Origin of the sequence: Donghicola mangrovi, from assembly GCF_013377535.1 — a bacterium.
Classification (GTDB): domain Bacteria; phylum Pseudomonadota; class Alphaproteobacteria; order Rhodobacterales; family Rhodobacteraceae; genus Donghicola; species Donghicola mangrovi.
In genome coordinates this window covers 1-18,573 of record NZ_JABCJE010000001.1, presented here as the reverse complement: position 1 = coordinate 18,573, position 18,573 = coordinate 1, and the positions used below count along the sequence as shown (strand labels likewise).

Annotated in this window: 17 protein-coding genes, 1 tRNA gene and 1 pseudogene; 12 read left to right on the top strand and 7 right to left on the bottom strand. The window is 57.4% G+C overall.

Features of this window, described 5'->3' with window-relative positions; translation table 11 throughout:
* Positions 1 to 36: 36 nt before the first annotated feature.
* The 5 genes from HJ536_RS00090 to HJ536_RS00070 are packed head-to-tail and all read left to right on the top strand — an operon-like array spanning position 37 to position 5,846.
* Positions 37 to 1,191, top strand: a complete 1,155-nt coding sequence (locus HJ536_RS00090; protein ID WP_177156273.1) for a polysaccharide deacetylase family protein — start codon at positions 37 to 39, stop codon at positions 1,189 to 1,191.
* On the top strand, positions 1,188 to 2,579 hold the full coding sequence (locus tag HJ536_RS00085; protein ID WP_177156272.1) for an O-antigen ligase family protein: 1,392 nt from the start codon (positions 1,188 to 1,190) through the stop codon (positions 2,577 to 2,579). The genes HJ536_RS00090 and HJ536_RS00085 overlap by 4 nt, the downstream gene beginning before the upstream one ends.
* Complete coding sequence (locus tag HJ536_RS00080) at positions 2,576 to 3,784, top strand: glycosyltransferase family 4 protein (protein ID WP_177156271.1); 1,209 nt, start codon at positions 2,576 to 2,578, stop codon at positions 3,782 to 3,784. The genes HJ536_RS00085 and HJ536_RS00080 overlap by 4 nt, the downstream gene beginning before the upstream one ends.
* A gap of 3 nt (positions 3,785 to 3,787) precedes the next feature.
* Complete coding sequence (locus HJ536_RS00075; RefSeq protein WP_177156270.1) at positions 3,788 to 4,933, top strand: glycosyltransferase; 1,146 nt, start codon at positions 3,788 to 3,790, stop codon at positions 4,931 to 4,933.
* A 4-nt stretch (positions 4,934 to 4,937) separates the two neighbouring features.
* Complete coding sequence (locus HJ536_RS00070; RefSeq protein WP_177156269.1) at positions 4,938 to 5,846, top strand: sulfotransferase; 909 nt, start codon at positions 4,938 to 4,940, stop codon at positions 5,844 to 5,846.
* Here HJ536_RS00070 and HJ536_RS00065 read toward each other — a convergent pair.
* The 3 genes from HJ536_RS00065 to HJ536_RS00055 are packed head-to-tail and all read right to left on the bottom strand — an operon-like array spanning position 5,840 to position 9,111.
* Positions 5,840 to 6,898 (bottom strand): GNAT family N-acetyltransferase, encoded by a 1,059-nt coding sequence (locus HJ536_RS00065; protein ID WP_176853045.1) that lies wholly within the window; start codon positions 6,896 to 6,898, stop codon positions 5,840 to 5,842. The genes HJ536_RS00070 and HJ536_RS00065 overlap by 7 nt on opposite strands.
* 17 nt (positions 6,899 to 6,915) lie before the next feature.
* Entirely contained in the window at positions 6,916 to 8,004 is a 1,089-nt protein-coding gene (locus HJ536_RS00060; protein ID WP_177156268.1) for a glycosyltransferase, read from the bottom strand.
* A gap of 15 nt (positions 8,005 to 8,019) precedes the next feature.
* Positions 8,020 to 9,111 carry a sugar transferase gene (locus HJ536_RS00055; RefSeq protein WP_177156267.1) on the bottom strand — a complete coding sequence of 364 codons (1,092 nt, stop codon included), beginning with the start codon at positions 9,109 to 9,111 and terminating at the stop codon, positions 8,020 to 8,022.
* Between the two features lie 211 nt (positions 9,112 to 9,322).
* On the opposite strand from HJ536_RS00055, the gene HJ536_RS00050 reads away from it, so the two are divergent.
* The 3 genes from HJ536_RS00050 to HJ536_RS00040 all read left to right on the top strand — a co-directional run bounded on the left by HJ536_RS00050 (position 9,323) and on the right by HJ536_RS00040 (position 10,149).
* Positions 9,323 to 9,399: transfer RNA gene (locus tag HJ536_RS00050), tRNA-Arg, on the top strand.
* An 88-nt stretch (positions 9,400 to 9,487) separates the two neighbouring features.
* Entirely contained in the window at positions 9,488 to 9,652 is a 165-nt protein-coding gene (locus HJ536_RS00045) for a hypothetical protein (RefSeq protein WP_176853048.1), read from the top strand.
* Positions 9,653 to 9,852: 200 nt separating this feature from the next.
* Positions 9,853 to 10,149, top strand: a complete 297-nt coding sequence (locus HJ536_RS00040) for a hypothetical protein (RefSeq protein WP_176853049.1) — start codon at positions 9,853 to 9,855, stop codon at positions 10,147 to 10,149.
* A 42-nt stretch (positions 10,150 to 10,191) separates the two neighbouring features.
* Here the strand turns inward: HJ536_RS00040 and HJ536_RS00035 are convergent, their stop codons facing one another.
* On the bottom strand, positions 10,192 to 10,857 hold the full coding sequence (locus tag HJ536_RS00035; protein ID WP_176853050.1) for a L,D-transpeptidase: 666 nt from the start codon (positions 10,855 to 10,857) through the stop codon (positions 10,192 to 10,194).
* A gap of 418 nt (positions 10,858 to 11,275) precedes the next feature.
* Here HJ536_RS00035 and HJ536_RS21070 point away from each other — a divergent pair, with 418 nt between their 5' ends.
* Positions 11,276 to 11,401 carry a hypothetical protein gene (locus HJ536_RS21070; protein ID WP_265575589.1) on the top strand — a complete coding sequence of 42 codons (126 nt, stop codon included), beginning with the start codon at positions 11,276 to 11,278 and terminating at the stop codon, positions 11,399 to 11,401.
* Positions 11,402 to 11,524: 123 nt separating this feature from the next.
* Here the strand turns inward: HJ536_RS21070 and HJ536_RS00030 are convergent.
* The 3 genes and pseudogenes from HJ536_RS00030 to HJ536_RS00020 all read right to left on the bottom strand — a co-directional run bounded on the left by HJ536_RS00030 (position 11,525) and on the right by HJ536_RS00020 (position 14,307).
* Positions 11,525 to 12,671 (bottom strand): annotated as a pseudogene (locus HJ536_RS00030) (IS3 family transposase).
* A gap of 221 nt (positions 12,672 to 12,892) precedes the next feature.
* A complete protein-coding gene (locus HJ536_RS00025) occupies positions 12,893 to 13,609 on the bottom strand; it encodes a hypothetical protein (protein WP_177156266.1) in 717 nt (238 codons plus the stop codon).
* Complete coding sequence (locus tag HJ536_RS00020) at positions 13,606 to 14,307, bottom strand: SapC family protein (RefSeq protein WP_177156265.1); 702 nt, start codon at positions 14,305 to 14,307, stop codon at positions 13,606 to 13,608. Before HJ536_RS00020 ends, HJ536_RS00025 begins: the two co-directional genes overlap by 4 nt.
* A gap of 220 nt (positions 14,308 to 14,527) precedes the next feature.
* On the opposite strand from HJ536_RS00020, the gene HJ536_RS00015 reads away from it, so the two are divergent.
* Genes HJ536_RS00015 through HJ536_RS00005 form a run of 3 tightly spaced genes read left to right on the top strand, consistent with a single transcriptional unit; the run spans position 14,528 to position 18,291 of the window.
* On the top strand, positions 14,528 to 16,066 hold the full coding sequence (locus HJ536_RS00015) for an ATP-binding cassette domain-containing protein (RefSeq protein WP_177156264.1): 1,539 nt from the start codon (positions 14,528 to 14,530) through the stop codon (positions 16,064 to 16,066).
* On the top strand, positions 16,063 to 17,430 hold the full coding sequence (locus HJ536_RS00010; RefSeq protein WP_177156263.1) for an HlyD family type I secretion periplasmic adaptor subunit: 1,368 nt from the start codon (positions 16,063 to 16,065) through the stop codon (positions 17,428 to 17,430). Before HJ536_RS00015 ends, HJ536_RS00010 begins: the two co-directional genes overlap by 4 nt.
* 18 nt (positions 17,431 to 17,448) lie before the next feature.
* Positions 17,449 to 18,291, top strand: coding sequence for a hypothetical protein (locus HJ536_RS00005; RefSeq protein WP_177156262.1), 843 nt, complete (start codon positions 17,449 to 17,451; stop codon positions 18,289 to 18,291).
* Positions 18,292 to 18,573: the final 282 nt, after the last annotated feature.

Here is an 18,573-nt window from a genome sequence, read left to right as displayed (position 1 = left end):
GCGGACCGAATTTTCCTTCGCAGGCTGTCCTCTCAGTTGACCGCGACGTCTTTGGGGTTCGGGGCCGCCATGCTGGCCCAAGAGGGGCTGACGGCCTCGCTTGGTTGGCCCGTGGCGCTGTTCATTGCGGCAATCTGTCTGGGGATTGCGGGGCACACGGCCCACAAACCCGGCGGCGTTCCGGTGATCGTGTATCACAGTGTTTCGCGGGATGCGTCTTGGCTGCCTTGGGCGCGCAATACCTCGGTCCGCCCCGAAGTGTTCCTGCGCCACATGGAGGTGCTGCGCCGCAAACGTTGGACCGTTTTCAGCCGAGAGGCGTTCGAGGCCGCCCGTGCCCGTGGCCTGAAGATCCCGCGCAAATCGGTGATGATCCATTTTGACGACGGTTACTTGGATAACTGGATGTCCGCCGTGCCGATCATGCGCCGCTATGGCACGCCTGCTGCGTTCTTTGCTTCGGCTGATTTCATCGACCCGTCTACCGGCCTGCGCCCCACCATGTACGAAGGGGCCACCGATTGGCGCGGCTACATGAATGCCGACGAGCTGCGCGAAGTGGACGCCGATCCCTTGTTCGAGGTCGCCTGCCATGGGGCCGATCATGCCCGTGTGCCGGTCGAAAGTGCCGCCGTCGCGACCCTGACGCCCGAGAACTGGCGCAGCCACGCGCCCCTGTGGTGGCTGGGGCAGGGCGACAAATCCCGCTGGTTCGAAGGGCCCATGCCCGCCCCCGAAGGCACCCCCGTGCCCCCCAGCGATTCCGCCCTGACCAGCCCCGCGCTGGTGGACGGCCAGCCCGAAGACCGCGCCGCCTTCGAGGCCCGCGTCCGCGCCAGCCTGATCCGCGCGCGTCATCGGCTGGAGGCCGTGTTGGGCCGCAACGTGGACTTTCTGTGCTGGCCCTTCGATCGGGTGACCAACCAGTCCGCCGCCATCGCCCGCGAGGTCGGTTTTGCGACCCTGACCGGCGGGCGCGGCGAGAACCGCGAAACCGAAGACCCGCTGTTCCTGTCGCGCACTCATATCAACGATTTCGCCGCTGGCCCTGCGCCTCTGTGGGTCGAGGGGTTGGTGTTCCGCGCCAAGATCGGCGTCGCGGCGGGCAACTACTGGTGGCTCCCGGTGACCACTTGGGCCAAGCGCCGCCGCGCCCGCCATTTCACCCCGCCAGTCGGGCCGGGCGCATGACCCCCGCCCCGAACAAGGGCATGACCGATCTGAAGATCGGGATTGCCGCCGGTGTGACCTCTGGTTTGATTGCTTTGGCCTTTGCGATTGCAGGTCACGTCAAACTGGCGGTGATCATGCCGGTCGCGGCCGTGTTCGGGCTGGGCTTTGCCGCGCATCCGTTCGTGGGGGTCAGCGCGCTGCTGTTCTTTGCGCAGCTCGATGGCATTCAGGACAAAATCTTCCCCGGTGACGGGTTCAAGCTGATGACCCTGGGGACGATGGTGGGGGTCATTGTGACCGCTTTCCGGCACCGCGGGATGGTAAAGGACGCCCTGATGCAGCCCATCGCCATCATGGGGATGCTGCTCGGCGTGTCGATGCTGGTCAGCGCCTTGGGGGCCGATAGCAAAGTCATGGCCGCCAATAGCCTGCGACGCCTCTTGGCGATGATCATTTTCATGTACCTGATCATCATCATGGTGAACACGCGGGCGCGGTTCGAAAAGGCGCTGATGATCCTGGCGCTGACCTCTCTGATCTCTGGCATCATCCTGATCTTGGATGTGAAGCTGGGGATGACCCTGATCTCGACCTCGGACGCGGCCACCACCGCCCGCACCGCCGAAGGGTTCGAGCGGTCCTCGGGGGCGTCCCAGTACAACCCGACGACGGCGGCGACGATGATGCTGACAGGCGTGATCATCGCGCTCGTGATGTTTCTGGAGCAGGACAAGTACAAACGCTTCTATCTGGCGGCGGCGGGCATCGGGACGATGGCGCTGATCTTCAGCTTCGCGCGGTCGTCCTTTATCGTGTACACGGTGACGGGGATGTTTCTGGCCTACCGCTATCGCAAGCATCACCTGATCGTGCCGGCCATGGTGATCGGGTCCATGCTGGTGCTGATCATGCTGCCCTTTCTGCCCGAGAGTTACTATGAGCGGATCGGGTCCATTTTCGGCGCAGGCGGCGGGGATTGGACGCTGGGTCGGCGCATGACCTATAACGTGATCGGCGTGAACCTACTTGTCGAGCATCCGCTGTTCGGCGTGGGGCCCGGAAACTTCAAGAAGCACTTCGTGGACAGCGCCTATCGGTTCTTGCCGGGCAGGACGATGTTCGGGCGGCAACTGCACAACATGCACCTGTCGATCATGGTGGAATACGGGCTGGTCGGGGCGACCTTTTTCTACGCGATGGTGATTTCCGCGTTCAAAGGGGCCTTTCGCGTGATGCGCGAACCGGTGGACGCCAACATCGGGTTTCTGGCGACGGCGTATATGTACGGGCTGATGTCCTATATGATGGTCAGTGTCTTTGTGCCCAACGAATACAACAAATACACGTGGATCATGCTGGGTCTTGGCGCAGCCTTGCCACGGGTCAACAGAAAGGACGTGGCATGAAGATCTGGGCCATCGTCAGTGATTTCCCCAAAGTGACCGAGACCTTTGCCCTGGCCAATGTGCAGGCTTTCAGGGCGGCGGGTCATGAAGCGGACGTGTTCCATATCAAGCCCTTTCGCAGCGGTGAAATCGTTCACCCAGAGGCGCAGGGGATCGTCGATCAGGCCTTTCATCTGGGCTATGCCGCGCCCCGCACGCTGGGGTTGGCGTTGATGGGACTGGCGCGCAGCCCCCTGCGGGCGCTGCGCTGTGTGCGCCGGATTGTCGGGGCGTTCTGGCGGCAGCCGCGCCATCTGGGGGTGTCGCTGATGCTGGTGCCTCAGGGGTTGGCGCTGGGGCAGGCGGCGCGTCGGGCAGGGGTGGATCGGCTCTATGCAGAGTTCGCGGGATATCCGGCGACGGTGGCGTGGGTTGCCTCTCGCACTAGCGGGATACCGTTCGGGTTTTCGGCCCATGCCCATGACATCTTCATCACCCAAGGGCTGCTGGCGACCAAGGCCCGGGATGCGTCGTTTGTCCGCACGATTTCCGAATTCAACCGGCGGTTTCTGGTGCAGCGGGCCGGTGTGGCGCAGGACAAAATCCACGTGATACGTTGCGGCGTTCCCGCCGAGCGGTGCGACACCCCGCTGCCCGTCGCCCCCGCTGATGGCCACCCCTTCCGCATCCTTTTTGTCGGCGCGCTTTTGCCGCGCAAGGGTGTGGACGTGTTGCTCAAGGCCTTGGGTCATCTGCCGAAATCCCTGAATTGGGAGCTGTGGGTTGTGGGTGGCGGTAGTCAGGAAACTGCCCTGCAGGCGCAGGCAGCGGCGCTGCCCGACGGGCGGGTCAAGTTTCTTGGGCCTCAGCCTTCTGACGTGGTGCGCGCCGCGATGGACGAGGCGCATCTGGTCGTCGTCCCCTCGGTCGAGGGCGAGGCTGGCCGCTCCGAAGGCATCCCTGTGGTGTTGATGGAGGCGATGGCGCAGGTCCGTCCTGTGGTGGCCTCTCGTCTCTCGGGTATCCCCGAACTGGTCGAGGACGGTCTAACCGGCCGCCTGTCGCCCCCCGGTGATGCCCACGCCTTGGCCGCGCGGATCGAGAAATCGCTGACCTCTTACGATACCGCCGTGCGGATGGCCGCCGCAGGGCAGGCGCGGGTGCGAGCGGACTATGATATCGGGCGCAACGCAGCCGATCTGCTGGCCTTGATCAAGGGGGACTGACCTGTGGAGTTTGTGTTCTGGGCCTCGGTTCTGTTTCTGGCCTATGTGATTTTCGGATATGGCCTGCTGCTGATCGGTTTGGCGGCGGTGGGGCCTGTGCGGCGCCAACCCACCGAGGTGCGCCCCCAGCAGGTCGATATCCTGATCCCCGCCCATAACGAGGCCGCCTGTATCGCGGCCAAGGTGCGCAACAGCCTCGCGCTGCAGAACCCCGACGGGCATGACGTGCGGATCACCGTGGTGGATGACGGGTCCAGCGATGGTACCGCGCAGATCGTGCGGGACATGGGCCTGCCTCAGGTGCAGCTGATCGAGACGCCGGGCCGGTTGGGCAAACTGGCCGCTCTGAATATGGTGGTGCCGCGGCTAGGCGGGGAGATCATCGTCTTTACCGACGCCAATGCGATGCTGTCGGCGGGGACGCTGACGGCCTTGGTGCGCCCGTTTGGCGATGCGAATGTCGGCGGGGTGTGCGGCCAGATCAGCGTGAATGCCAAAAAGGCCGGCCAGATCGGCAAGGCCGAGTCGCTGTTCTGGCGCTATGATCAGGCGCTCAAGGCCGCCGAGGCACGGCTTGGCGGGGCGTGTTCCGCCCAAGGGTCGATCTATGCGATGCGCCGCCATCTGGTGCCCGATGTCCCTGCGGGCGCGGCGGATGATTTCTATATCTCGGTCGCGGCGGTCGAGGCAGGCTACCGTCTGGCCTTTGCCCCCGATGCCCTGACCGAAGAGGTGGTCACCGAAAAGGCCAGCCGCGAAATGGGTCGCCGTGTCCGCTCGACCGAGATGGGGTGGCGGGCGCTGATGCGGTATCGCGGCTTAATGAACCCGCTGCGGACGGGGTGGTATGGCTGGCAGCTCTTTTCGCACAAATTCCTGCGCCGGATGGCGCCCTTTGCGCTGATAACGCTGTTTTTAACAAACCTCTTCCTGATCGCGCATGGGTGGTTCTATGCTGTGACAGGGTTAGGACAGGTTGCGGGCTATGGGCTGGTGGCGCTGGCGTCGGCGGTGCCTGCGGTGCGCAAGCTGCCCTCGGTCGGGACGGCGATGTTCTTTGTCATGGGCAATCTGGCCATGCTGATCGGGTTGGTCCGCTATTGGCAGGGGCAAAGCAGCTCGATCTGGACGCCGGTAAGGGAAGGGTAATCGCGTGACACCGATCTTTGTTCTGGGATTGCAGCGATCGGGGACGACGTGGATGGCGAACCAGCTGGCCGCGCTGGATTCCGTTGCCGCAGTCGAGGCGCCAGAGCATCGCGGCGTGCACGAAAGCATCTACTTTTCCCACTTTGCCCGCGCCTTTGGTCCGTGGAAGCGTCTGGAAAGCCGTGTGAAATTCGCGCAGGCGTTCATTCTGTCGGACTACGGTCAATTGCTGGGACTGACGCCAGAGCTTCTGGCCGCCGATATGCGCGTGGCCAAGGGATACGCCGATCTGTTCCGCATTGTGATGGATCGCCACGCTCGCAATGCGGGGGCCGAAGCGTGGGTCGAGAAGTCCCCACATCACACGCTGATGTATCGGCATTTGTCCCGCGATTTTCCGGACGCCAAGTTCGTGCTGGTCCACCGGCGGACCGAAGGGATGATCCTGTCGCGCCTGTCCGGTTTCGGGCGGACGCCGACGACAGGGCTGAAACGCTATGCGGATATCACGCGGGCGGCGGTGGTGAACACGCTGTTCGGCCGGTACTTGAAGCGCCTGTCGCGCAAACCGAACTGCTTTTACCTGAGCTATGAGGAACTGCACGCCGATGATGGCGAGCTGCGGACGGCTTTGCTGGGGTTCCTGGGGGTCAGGGGCAGCGCCGAGGCGATGGAAAGCCTGTACCAGCCCAACACCAGTTTTGACCGCGCGCCGCGCAGGCCACTGGGGAAAATGGACCGGACCGTGATGGTGACCGCCGAGGTGATCGCCTATGCCATGCCGCTGTCGCTGCTGCTGGCGGCGCACCGGTTGCGGGGTGCATTGCGGGGGATCGATTGGCCGGACTGGTGCTGGCAGAAGACCGGATACCACCCCGACACCTATGGGCGCGGGGCGGCGGCGGATCAGTAATCTTGATCGCTGTCTGCGCGGGTAAAGTACCAGTGCTCGTGCAGCGACGGCATCCGCGCATTCATCCCGTCATCCGAAGCATGGAGTTGCAGCAGCGCCATCGGTTTGCTGTGCAGGAACCCCAGTGCGCGCAGGCCCTGCACGGGCCACGCACATTCGGGCAGTTGCAGGATCGCTTGCTCGGCTCCTTGGCGTTCCAGTTGGCGCTTGGCGGCGCGGACCAGCAGGTCAAAGGACCGCTCGTCGCCGCTTTCGGTGAAGATATCCACGATCAGACCGTTGGTGCGGTCTTCTTTGTGTTCCAGACGGGTGACGACATAGCCGCGCAGGGCCTCGCCTTGCCACAGGGCCAGCACGTCGTAGCTGTGCAGCGGGAAGTCCTGAAAACGCCAGTTCAGATAGTCCGCGTCGCGGGCCAAGGTCATGCGGTACCCGTATTTCGCGCGGCTCCACAGATCGTTGAAGGGCTCGCCAAAGTGCAGGACGTTGGTGATCCGTTCATCGGCGCGCAGGGTCGCGGCATAGCGGTGACCGACCGCGCGGCACATGCGGTAGCCGCCATCCACCGCCGCAGCGATGGGGGCGGGCAGACCTTTGCGGCGGGCCAGCATCCGGCCGGGGCGCAGGGGGGCAAAGTAGTTGCGCAGCATCACCTCGCCGGTCATGCCGAGCTTGCGATAGAGGTTCGCGATATCCTCGTTCGCGGGCATCCCGCCATAGTACGGCCCGCTCTGGAAGAAGCTGCGCACCATGGGCAGGCCAGCCCCGCGATGACGGGGATCAACCCCCACGGCGACGGGCCACCACGATTGGGACTCTTTGCCTTCGATCCAGATGGTGTGGGGCAGGATCAGGCAGGCGCCGACCATTTGGCCGTTCTTTTCCGTGCCGCGGCCAAAGGTGCGGGCCCCGCGGATGTCGGGTTTGCGGAACAGCCAGTCCCACGCGACGGCTTTGCGGGCTGCGCTTTCGGCGCTGAAAACATCGCGCATCAGGGTCACGAAGTCATCGCGGCGGGAGTTGTCGAATTCGAAAACGGCAGGGCGGGACATGCTGGAAACTCCTTCGTTTACTGGCAGGCTAGGGCGAACAGGTCTTCGTGCGCGGTGATCGACGCACGGGTGGAATAGCGGGCGGCCATCGCTTGGCCGCGCTGCTGATAGGTCTGGCGGCGGGGCAGGTCAGAGGCCATGCGCAGGATTTCTTCGGCGATATCCTCGGCGCGGTCGGACCGGACGAGGGCACCGCTGGCACCATCCTCGAGCAGGTGGGGCGGGCCATAGGGGCAATCGACGCTCAGGACGGGCAGGCCGGCGGCCATTGCCTCGATGATCGCGTTCCCCAACCCCTCAAGGCGCGAGGTGCACAGGAACATGTCGGCGCGGTTCAGGGCAGCGGGGACGTCGTGGGTCAGGCCGGGCAGGGCGACGATGCCGCTCAGGCCATAGGCGTCGATCTGGGCCATCAGTTCGGGTCGGCAGGGGCCTTCGCCGTGGATGGTCAGGCGCAGGTCGGGGTTGCGGCTGTGGGCCAGCGCAAAGGCGTCGATCATCAGGTCGAACCGCTTTTCCGGGGCCAGACGGCCCACGCTGATCAGCTGGTTCAGGCGACGCGGGGTGGCCTTGGCAGGGGTCAAGGCATCAATCACAGGGTTCGGCAGGCAGGCAAATCGGGGCAGGCTGGTGCCAAGGATGGTGCGGTGTTCCTCGCCAATCTGGGGCAGGGGGGCGACTAGTGCAGACGCTGCGGGATAGAGCCAGCGCATCAGGGCAACGCGCAGTTGGCGGGCCTTGGCATGTCCCAAGAAGCCGGTCAGGGGCGTGTGTTCGGAAATCACGGCGCGGGTGCGGGTGCCGGACAGGCGCAGCGCGGCCAGCGCCATCAGGTTGCCCGCGTTGGTCGCGGTATAGGTCAGGTCGAACCGCTCGCGGCGCATCAGGCGGGCAAGGCGCAGAATGGCGCGGCTGGCACGAGCGCCCCCCAGATCATGGACCGGCACATCGGCGGGCACCTGATCCAGCAGGGCTCCGCTGCGCGATTGTAGCACCAGAACAGGGGCAAAGCGGGTGCGGTCCAGAGATGCCAGCAGACGCAGCACCACGTGTTCGGCACCGCCGACGTCGAAATGGGGCATGATGAACGCGATGCGCTGGGTCATGGCGGGCCTCTGGGCTCAGGCGGTTACGGGAACGGGGGAAACAAACGGCTCGTCACGCTCGGGCAGGGTGGGGCGTGCGGGACCAACAACAGCAAGGTCCAGAACGTAGCGCTCGATCGTGTAGCGGCCACCGTCGGTCTTGCAATCATAGGCGAAACGGGCGCCGATCTCGTCCAGCGGGGTCAGGGTGATGCGTGCCTGACGGAAGCGGCCGTTGCCCAGTTGGATGCGCACCTTGAGGTCGTGGGTAAAGGGCAGGGCGATCGGACGATTCAGCACGATGGTCTCGGCGTCGAGGGCGGCGATGGTCTGCGAGATACCGGTGCGGACGTCCAGCAGGCGCAGGCCCATCTGGCTGGCGCGGGTTGCGGCCATCTGATCGGGGCCGATGCCGCGCAGACGCTTCAGGGTCTCTTGGGCGGCACGGCGCAGAACGCTGAAACCGACCTTGGCAAAAAGGCCCAGTTCCGCGCCATAGTTCACCGGCGCGTCGATCAGCATGTTGTTATAGCGCGAGCGGATGCGCTTGGTGGTGCCGTGGGTCATGTAGGCCTGCGAGTGGCCGACCAAACCGGGCTTTACCGCGAACTTGCGGTCATAATCGGGCACGCGGGCGCGTTCTATCACGGCAATGGCTTCGCGCACGGGGCGGGGGCCGACAAGGTTCATGTCGCCGCGCAGCACGTTGAACAGCTGGGGCAGCTCGTCCAGACGCGAGGCACGCAGGAACCGGCCCAAAGGAGTCTCGATGTTGCTACCGGCGGGCAAAACCTGATTGGCGGTCAGGGCGGCGGCTTTCTTGTCGTCCAGCGTGCGGAACTTCAGGATGTTGAAGGGCACGCGGTCCTTACCAATCCGTTCACCAGAGTAAATGATGCGCGGCCCTTGGGTCAGCAGCAATGCCACCGAAATCAGCGCCATCAGGGGCAGGAAAGCCACGATGACAACGGACACAACAGCGGCGTTGTAGCAGCGGTGCAGGCGGGGGTGTCGCGGGGCAAAACCCGTTGAAATCCCACGGCGCATGGGGGCTGAAACGGATTTGGGTATGGCCTTGACCGGCCCGGACGCCTCGGAGAAGGCGCGCCCGTGGGCAAGAAAACTCATAATCATTCTCCAGAACTACAACGTCTGCGGTCTTCGCCGCTTTGGTGTAAAATTGGTTAACAATTCTGGCTTTATCGGGGAGGCATTGGGCCAATCTTCGGGAAATCAGACAAAGTGCCGGATCTGCACAAGAAAGCTTGAATTCTTGGGGGTTTGGCCATAACACGGCGCGCAGAACGCATCGAATGTGACCGGAATGGGTCACGGATGTGGCCCCATAGCTCAACTGGATAGAGCAGCCGACTTCTAATCGGCAGGTTGAGGGTTCGAGTCCTTCTGGGGTCGCCATTTGCGATTCTAGCCTCGCAAGGCTGATCTTGCGGAGCTAGCGCCATTCCAGCCATGACCGTCGATCGAACGCCAGAAGGTGAGAGAAATGGATTACAGCAAATCGGGCAACGCCAAGATGGGCAAGAACAAGCCGCGCCACTCGGAGCACAACGCACGAGGCACGGAAAAGAACCCCTATGCCAAGCAGCCCCCCAAGGCCGAACTCTTGGCGCGCATGAAAGCCGCCGCCGAAAAGGCCAAAAAAGACTAAAGCCCGCGGGCCCTTGATGGCTTTGCTGTCGGTTTTGGCCGCTGGCAAAGCCACCACCCCCCTCGTTCAGAGCACAAGTCTGTCAAAACTCTCACGCTTCGACTTGTTTCCTGCAGTCTTGGCGATAGGTTGAGCCTGACAATACTTTGCAAGCCGGGGCGCCGATTATCGCCCGTCACGGAAAATACGAGGGTAGATATATGAGTTTTAAACTCGGGCGTGTCGCGCCGTTCCTGATGCTGGGTCTGGCCGCCTGTGCCACCGCGCCGAAGGTCACCGAACAGGGCTATCTGATCGAAGTCCCCGAAGAGGTGCGCGTTATTGCGGCGCCCTACCAGAACCTGAACGCGATCAAGCTGAACCCCGAGGACGGCTGCTACTGGTACCAGCATGAAAATGCGGTGGAATACACCATGTTGCCGCTGCGCACGGCGGGCGGGAACCCGATCTGTTCCCAAGTGGCGTTGGACGCGGTCCAGACGGCCGCAGCCGAATAAAGAAGAACGGCGTCAGGGGGTCCTGACGCCGTTTTCATTTGATCAGCTGGTGGCGGTGATCATGTCCTCGGGCGGATACAGATGGGCGGTGACGCCGGTATCCACGTGCTCGTACAGATCAATGATATGCGCCATCACCATCCGCACACAGCCAGAGCTTGCCCGGCCGCCGACCGATTTGGGATAGGGCGTGCCGTGGATGCGCAGATAGGTGTCGCGGCTTCCCTGGAACAGATAGAGCGCGCGCGAGCCGAGCGGGTTCGAGGGGCCACCGGGCATCCCGTCCGCGTGCTGGGCATAGATGTCGGGGTCACGCTTGATCATCGCGGGGGTCGGAGTCCAGGTCGGCCATTTCGCCTTGCGGCGGATGGTATAGTTGCCGGGCTCGTAAAGGTTCCCCTTGGCGATCGCCACGCCATAGCGCATCGCGGTGCCGTCACCACGCACATGGTAGAGATAGCGCGCAACCGCATCGACATGGATATCACCGGCGCGCAGGCCCGATTTGGTCTCGACCTGAACAGGCAGGAACCGCTTGTGCAGGCCCCAAGGGTTGCTGGTGGCAGGATCATAATCGACCGGCGTCACTTGGGCATCCCAACTGTCCCACTTGCCCGGCTGCGAGGTCACGGCCGCGAAGGCGGGGCTTGCCAGCGGCGCGGAGAACAGCGCGGCTGACGTCTGGATGAAATGGCGTCTGGTCAGCATGAAATGGTCCTTCTTTATATAATCGCGAAAACGCCCCTTGTGACGGGGCATGTCAACCTAAGGAACTCCGAACTGGGCAATTCGATGCAATAAAAATCCCGTGTGTGGACTATTTCCCAGAAAGATGGTGCAGCCGCGCCGCTATGGGGCGGGGCATTTTTGCGTGAGATGCGTGAAAGGCGGAGGATCGAGCTGCCCCCGAAATTCGGACACTGACGTAAGATACGATTTGCAGTCTGCTGGTCTTCGGTGAGAAGGAGATCAGAGATGTAGAAACGCTAGCAGAACGCGCCTAGTTTCAAGGCGAAGGTCACGCTGGAAGCCCTGAAAGGCGAGGAGACGGCCGCCGAGCTGGCAAGCCGGTTTGGGTGCATCTGTTACCGGCAGGTGATTGCGAAGCAAACAGCGAGAGGCGGGGATGATCCATCAATGGAAGCGAGCCCTGCTCGAAGGCGCTTCAGGCGTGTTTGAGCGGGGAAGCCGCAAGAAGCCGGTGATTGATGAGGAGCCAGTGAGGGAGCTCCACGCCAAGATCGGCGATTGAGCCATTGGAACGCCATTGGTCCGAGAGACAATGGCGAGACGGTGGCCAATTCTTTTTGGGAGCGAAAGCTGTGCTGCGCCTACCAACTCTGGACCACCCGAAGCTGGAGTTTCGGGCCCTTGCTCACGATGACGGGCTGGTTGCGTCACCGGGAAAGTGCAATGCGCTTGGGACGTTATATCCGATGGCGCTGTGTGGTCTGTCGTCGTTGTAGTGTCTACGCCAATCCCCCAGTTTTTCACCGGCATCCGCAAGCGTCATGAACCAGTGTGCGTTCAGGCATTCGGACCGGAGCTTGCTGTTGAAGGTGAGGAGGTAAGAGGAAACAGTCTGGGAGACTGTTTTCCCCGACGCAAGATGAAGCCGTTGTCGGTTGGTTTGCCGGGCCGCGAGAAGTCCAGTGTCACACCCTTTGCGTAGGCCCACAGATCGAGGTCACGCGACACGAATTCGCTGCCATTATCGACCCTTATGGTTTTCGGATAACCCGCTTTTGCGCAGACCTTTTCCAAGGTCTTTACGACGTCTTCACCGCGGTAGCTGAAGCGGGCATCCAAAACAGGGCAGAACCGCGAGTGGGTGTCGACGACCGTCAGAATGCGCAATTTCTGCCCCAGTGCCAGCTGGTCGTGGACAAAATCCATCGCCCAAACATCGTTCGGTCCGACGGCTTCGGCGCGATCCTCGCGTAGCTTTGCCTTCACGCGCCGCTTCGGTGTCTTGTTCCGCAACTGCATGCCCATAGCCCTGTAAACACTGTAAGTTTTCTTGATGCTGTGGCGCCAACCTTCGCGATCAAGGACGACATGCACACACCGGTAACCATAGCGAACCCGCGTTTCGCATATCTCTTTAATCCGCGCCTTCAGCGCTGCCGGATCCGTGCGGCAGGATTTGTAGTGGTAGCTCGAGCAGTCAAAGCGCAAGGCCCCACAAGCCCTGCGGATCGAGACCGCCCAATCTGCGCACATCCCGCGAACGAGTTCACGCGACCGTTCCGGCTTCAGAGCTTTCGGCGGATGACATCTTGCAGCATTTCGCGGTCCAGCGTCAGGTCCGCGACGATCTTCTTCAGCCGAGCATTTTCGTCTTCAAGCAGCTTCAACCGTCGCATCTCGTCCGGCAGTAGCCCGCCGTATTTTTTCTTCCAATTGAAGTAGGTCGCCTGACTGATCCCAGCTTTGCGGCAAATCTCAGCAACAGGCATCCCGTCTTCGCCTTGACGCAAAATGAACGCCTTCTGCGCGTCCGTAAACTTCGATGCTTTCATACGTTTCCGCTCCTCTCCCAGCCAGGAAAGATTAGCCGAAAACTCCAGCTTCAAATGGTCCAGTTTTCAGCAGGCAGAGCAGTCCAGCACGCTCTGAATTTGAAAGATAAACCGGCGATAGGCAATTTTATATCAAATATTTTACCCATATAGGAGGCCCTCTTGCAAAGCTAAAAAATTAATTAATACTTACACATTGAGGTCTGAGCGTAGTTGGGGCCTCAGAAATTTATGTTCGAGGCTTTTGAGAGAAAGTCAGTGAAATCGAGTTCTGTGATGGCAGGCTCAAATTGGATTTCCTTAAGGAAAAGATTGTACTCTAGGTCGCTTTCTCGTAGGTTTTTTTGGGAAAAAATCATGATGACCAGTAGCTGAAAGGAAAATGGATCGGGAATGGAGGCGGTTTGGTCAAAAGTCAACTTGTAGTTAATCTTGTAAAAATGCCCGTCATTAGGCTTTTCTAGGTAGTTTTCATCAATTAGAATTCTAATGGAATCTGTTAGCCTCTTTCTGCCGCTGGCGTAATTAGATAATATGCTTCCATTTGCTGTTGCATTGATTATTTTTTTTTCTTCGGCTTCGGAGAAGTTTTTTTTGTAAACTGAATACAATTCTCCATCATTGCTTGCGGCGATTGGTAGTAAGCGCAATGCTAGAGGCTTATACCGTAAAGACCATTTCCCATCTCGATTGAGTGGGGCGCGCAAAATATTTTCTGGCCTAAGGTCTAGTACTACCTCAGGGCCATGCAGGCCTTCCATTGCGCAAATAGGTAAATGGTGGGAGATCAGATGCAGTTCACTCTGCGCCACTGGGCAGAAGCTCAGGCAATCTAGTTTTTCAAAATTTTCATTTGCGATCTCAACGCGCCCATCTTTTTGCTGGCTAGGCAATTGCGGGCGGGCTTTTTCGAAGAAAGGGTCATGCCATAGTGTCATTTTTGTTGAAAAATCTTTGATTGACCGATAATCGTAGCCATTTTGAACAGCGAGAGGCGTTGCGCCGTGAGAAAAGTTAGTACCATTTTTTGATCGGATTTTGGGATGGATTGAAGCGAAAGTTGCGGATCTGGGTGCTCGATGGCAGCAAAAAAATCTGGCAGCTGGCATTTCTTGCAAAGCTGCTCAGGCATATTTACAGGCTCGAGCATTGAGTGCCGAAGTAGATTATTTGTAAGAATTTTTTGGCATGTATAGTTGCTTTTGAAGCGTTCCAAAGATCGGATCTTGAGCTCCGCTCCTGTCTGAAAATTGCCAAGGTGGTCGTAGATATAAGTGCCAATGTTGCGTTCTGACATAGGTGTTGTTCGCTCCAGTCCTAGTTCGAGGTCTCCTCCACTTAAGTTTTTGTATCTAAAAGGAAATGCCTGTAAGGCCAAGGGCAGGCAGTTGGTACGGATTTGGTCAGGGTTTAAAGTGCTCACCTCGCTCCTTAATTGTCTAACTGCGATTAATTCTAGGTCGCCGACTTCATTGCGACACCAGACTATTGGATAATACGCGCACAACTTGAATGCCTCTTCGAGGCATACTGGTATGAATCTTTCGCTTACAGTTTCCTTGTACGACAGTGGGTCAAATATCCTGTGAGCCGTGTTCCAAAGCTCTTGAAGTGGTACAAAAGATTGGTACAACATTGAGAAAACCTTTGGTTGCGCCCTTCATTTTTTAAGGGCATTTGGCAGATTGATGAATATATCAATATTATTGAAGCGATACAATTTCCACTACTTTACGCTCTGGCTTGTTAGCGCGTTCGCTGCTTGCCTGTCACTGTCTCCATTTTTGTATCTTATGCAAATACACTCTCGAGTATATACAAGCCGTAGCTGGGAAACGTTCGCATTCCTTACAATTTTGACAGTATTCCTACTGATCGTATGGGCTGCCATCGGTTATTATAGGGATAACGCCCTTTCGGCAATTGGCTTTGATATTGATCATCAATTGCGAACCTCAGTGTTTGATGCCGTGCATCAAGGCAGTGAGAAGGATGCGTTCAAATCCTATGCTGATGTTGCGACCTTCCGTGATGGTGTAACCGGTAGTTTTGTTGGAAACCTTCTAGACAGCTCCCTGACGCCTCTTTTTGTGGCGGTTTTATACTTGCTGCACCCGGTTTTTGGTTGGCTCGCTGTGACTTATATATTGGTGATCGCTGCTCTGGGTTATTATGCAAGACGTATTTGGAAGGCTGCAAGACGCTCTGCCAAGCCCTTGGAGGATCGTGCCTTTGCGTTCGGTCTAGCGACTGCATCAAAAAGCGACGTTGTGCGCGCGATGGGTCTTTTGCCTGGGGTCAGGCGCGAATGGTCGGTTCTCCAGAGCGAGGCCTCTGATGATCTAATGCGGGGGAAGGTTTCGGCTCGCCGTGTCGAGTCTATCATGAGCATGCTTCAAAAAGGTCTCATGGTTTTGATCGTTGGTGTGGGTGCGGTGCTGTACTTGCTTGATGAGGTTACGGCTGAAGTCGGGTTCGCGGCCTTCACGGTGATGTTGCGAGGGGTTAGCCCTGTTCTGGGTATTGCGAAGAACTGGTCGACTGTCCAGGAAACGCGCGATGCCATGGAGCGTCTCAGCACATTGCTTCAGAAGAACCAATCAGAACCCAAAACGACGCTTCCGAAGATGAAGGGGCATCTAGCCTGCGATCAAGTTTACTATCGCACAGGCAACGGCAAAAACCTTCTCTCCGGCATTCGGTTCAGTGTTCCTGCGGGATCAGCAGTTGCTGTTATCGGTCCAAGTGGAGCGGGTAAGTCGACACTTCTGAGGCTGCTTGCAGGTGCCGCCAAACCAACTTCGGGGCAAATTAAAATCGACGGCTTTCCACTGGATCAGTGGCCTGATGAGCAGAGAGGGGCAGGGATAGGCTACCTACCTCAATCCGTAGATTTGCTACCCGGAACAGTAGGTGAAAATGTCTCGCGTTTTCTGCCGGCTGACGAAGATAGCACCGCGATACTAGAAGCTCTAGGCCGCGCTGGAGCGCTGGAGATGGTGCAAGGACTGGAGCGTGGTTTGAACTTCAGACTCGGTCCTGACGGCTCTCCATTGTCCGGTGGACAACGACAAAGAATAGGATTGGCTCGAGCATACTTTCGAGTTCCTAAAATTATTGTTCTAGATGAACCAGATTCAGCTCTGGATGCAGCCGGAGAAAAGCATCTGGCCTATAGTATTCTAGAGATGAAACGGGAGGGGGCCTCGGTTTTCTTCAGCACTCACAAAACGACTCTGCTAGATGTCTGTGATTATGTCCTCGTCATTAAAGATGGTTATATGCATTCCTTTACAACGAAAGGGGATATGCTGGGGCGTTTGGAAAAGTCTGGAAATCGACTGATATCGCAGGAAGGTGACGATGATAGTCAAATCAGAGGTTTGGCGTCATGACAGATATTTCTATGCCGTCTGAGAAAAGCCTTTTTCAACCCAAGAAATTACCTAATGCTCCGAGGGTTAGCGCTAGAGCCAGCCTTTTGAGGGCCTCTATCCGTAACTGTATTGTTCTGGTATTTTTTTGCTTTGGCGGTGTGGGGTGGTGGCTTTACACGGCTAGATTGGACAGTGCTGCGGTGGCCACTGGCGTCTTGGAAAATGCAGGGACAACCAAACTGATCCAGCACCTTGAAGGTGGTATTGTATCGGAAATACTCGTGCGCGATGGACAGCGTGTTGAGCAAGGTGATGTTTTGCTCAAGCTGGATCCTACGCGTTACCAAGCAGCAGAAGATTTATTGAGTCTGCAGCTTATCGGAGATAAGGCCAAACGTTTCCGCTTTCTTGAAGAGTTAAGCCTGAGTGAAAGTTTTTCATTTCCCGAAGAGCTATTGAAACTGGCTGTTGGAAATTCAGAGGTTCATGGTCTTCTTGATGAGGAGATGCAGAGGTTTAACCTTGAGCGCACGACGCTAAGTCAGTCGGAGAGCATTCTACGTACTCAGATCCAGCAGACTAAAGTGGAAATAGAAGGTATTGAGCTCCAGAAAAATGTCGCAAAACGCGCGTTGGCTTTAATCGAGCAGGAGTTGAATGCGCAAGAAAACCTTTTGGGAAAGAAGCTCACCAGTCAAGCTAAGGTCCTTAGCTTACGTAGAGACCAGCTTGACCTGGAAGAGAAAATTTCGCAGTCGGAAATTGATATTGCGAGGGCGAACCAAGAAATATCGTCACTTGAGTTGCAGATTCAGCAGTCAACCGATGAGTATCGGAGACAGGCTGCGGAAAGCTTGGATGCGATCAACAGTGAAATATCGGAAATCGAGAGCAACCTGATCGTCGCGCGCGATTCTCTGCGGAGAGTAGAGGTGCACGCACCAGTAAGTGGTACGGTTCAAGAAAGCATTCTGGGCACGATTGGTGCCGTAATTACTCCGCGTGAAGTAATCATGAAGATTGCTCCCGCTGATAATGATTACGTAATTGCAGTGAAAATAGATCCGAATGATGTTGAGAATATTTTTCCAGGAACCGAAGCGCAAATCACATTTCCAGCATTCAAGAGTGTTGAAGCTAATCCTGCTGAAGGTGAATTGATTTCTATTTCTAGAGATAGGATCGTGGATGGGTCTTCGGGTGTAGGTTACTATGAGGCCGAAGTCCAAATGGACACCGATACAATTCCAAAAGAAATTAAAAGTAAGTTAGTTGCGGGCATGACTGTGTCGGTAGTCTTGCCTACTGGAAAGCGAACCGCTCTTGAGTACATTTTATCGCCAATCACGCAGCGTTGGCAGGGTGCGATGAGAGAAGAGTAGTAAATAGGAAGCCAAAATATGAAGCAAAATATTAATTTAAATCCTGGCTTATTTTTGCTTAAGTACGATGATGCAAGTGGCGAAGCTAATGCAATAATTAGCGCAAGTGTCTCCGAGTACTTTGCGCATGATGTGAAGATCATACTTGATCCCACTTGTGGCTCTGATCCACTTAAAAAAGTCGGAGACTTTTTCGTTGTTCAGTGTTTACGTCCCGCCACTTTGACTTTGAATATTGAGAGCAGAGATTTTGGTGTCCCTGCTCGAGGTGGTATCAAATTAGAGCCTTTATCACGTCAAATTGCAAAGCGGCGTGGAGCTACTCGGGAAGATCGTTCTCCAGAATTTGAGGGATATCCAGCGCCCAATGGGAAATTTAACCGACATGATCAAGGTCGCGATCGTGATGTGATGGCACATATCTCCAATCGGGGGGATGTCTATGTGAGACCTGGAGATTGGCTCCGAGGGGGCAGTAGCGAGGATTTCATTGAAGGACTTCGTCTTCCTTTGGTCGATTTCCCGAGGGTTTTTCTTAGGGATTTGAATGCTGGTGAAACAGTCTCTTCTGGCGAGTTCATCGGGAGCCGTGGGCAATCTAGGCCTCTAGGTCCATTGGAGATATTGATGGACGAAAGTAGCCGAGGGCATATTTGTGTGGAGGCACGGTATAAGGATTTCGGGCTTATAAGGAAGTCTGGACGGAAAGTGTCTTTATCTGGAAGTCACATTCGAGACAGATTGATAGGAATAAAAGTCTGGCATCAGCCTTCAAATCATGAGGCTTTGGATGAATCTTTTAGTAGGGAAATTCCCGATCGGGGTAGCCAGGGCGGCAGGGTTAAGATTTTTAGAAAGTAGCTTGTTTTATTTATTCATACCTGTCATTAATCATTTATTTTTCGATGGCCTGGGTTTGATGATTGGGTGATTTGGGGTCATCCCTGTGTGGTGGCGGATAATGATTTTCGAAATATGCGAGATAAGATTAGATAAAATTATTAAGTAATAAAGTGTCTGCACATGCTCCCATTTTGCGATGGAAACCGGTCGACATATTGCTAAGGAGATTCAATATATTAAACTGGGGAATGGATCATGCAAATTGAAGAAACCTCATTGGCGGATGTGAAGGTTTTGACC

Coding starts and splice junctions, on each gene's coding strand:
- HJ536_RS00020 (WP_177156265.1), bottom strand. CDS start 14,307: ATGTTGTACCAATCTTTTGTACCACTTCAAGAGCTTTGGAACACGGCT.
- HJ536_RS00065 (WP_176853045.1), bottom strand. CDS start 6,898: ATGTCCCGCCCTGCCGTTTTCGAATTCGACAACTCCCGCCGCGATGAC.
- HJ536_RS00055 (WP_177156267.1), bottom strand. CDS start 9,111: ATGAGTTTTCTTGCCCACGGGCGCGCCTTCTCCGAGGCGTCCGGGCCG.
- HJ536_RS00080 (WP_177156271.1), top strand. CDS start 2,576: ATGAAGATCTGGGCCATCGTCAGTGATTTCCCCAAAGTGACCGAGACC.
- HJ536_RS00085 (WP_177156272.1), top strand. CDS start 1,188: ATGACCCCCGCCCCGAACAAGGGCATGACCGATCTGAAGATCGGGATT.
- HJ536_RS00045 (WP_176853048.1), top strand. CDS start 9,488: ATGGATTACAGCAAATCGGGCAACGCCAAGATGGGCAAGAACAAGCCG.
- HJ536_RS00060 (WP_177156268.1), bottom strand. CDS start 8,004: ATGACCCAGCGCATCGCGTTCATCATGCCCCATTTCGACGTCGGCGGT.
- HJ536_RS00010 (WP_177156263.1), top strand. CDS start 16,063: ATGACAGATATTTCTATGCCGTCTGAGAAAAGCCTTTTTCAACCCAAG.
- HJ536_RS21070 (WP_265575589.1), top strand. CDS start 11,276: ATGATCCATCAATGGAAGCGAGCCCTGCTCGAAGGCGCTTCAGGCGTG.
- HJ536_RS00005 (WP_177156262.1), top strand. CDS start 17,449: ATGAAGCAAAATATTAATTTAAATCCTGGCTTATTTTTGCTTAAGTAC.
- HJ536_RS00040 (WP_176853049.1), top strand. CDS start 9,853: ATGAGTTTTAAACTCGGGCGTGTCGCGCCGTTCCTGATGCTGGGTCTG.
- HJ536_RS00035 (WP_176853050.1), bottom strand. CDS start 10,857: ATGCTGACCAGACGCCATTTCATCCAGACGTCAGCCGCGCTGTTCTCC.
- HJ536_RS00025 (WP_177156266.1), bottom strand. CDS start 13,609: ATGACACTATGGCATGACCCTTTCTTCGAAAAAGCCCGCCCGCAATTG.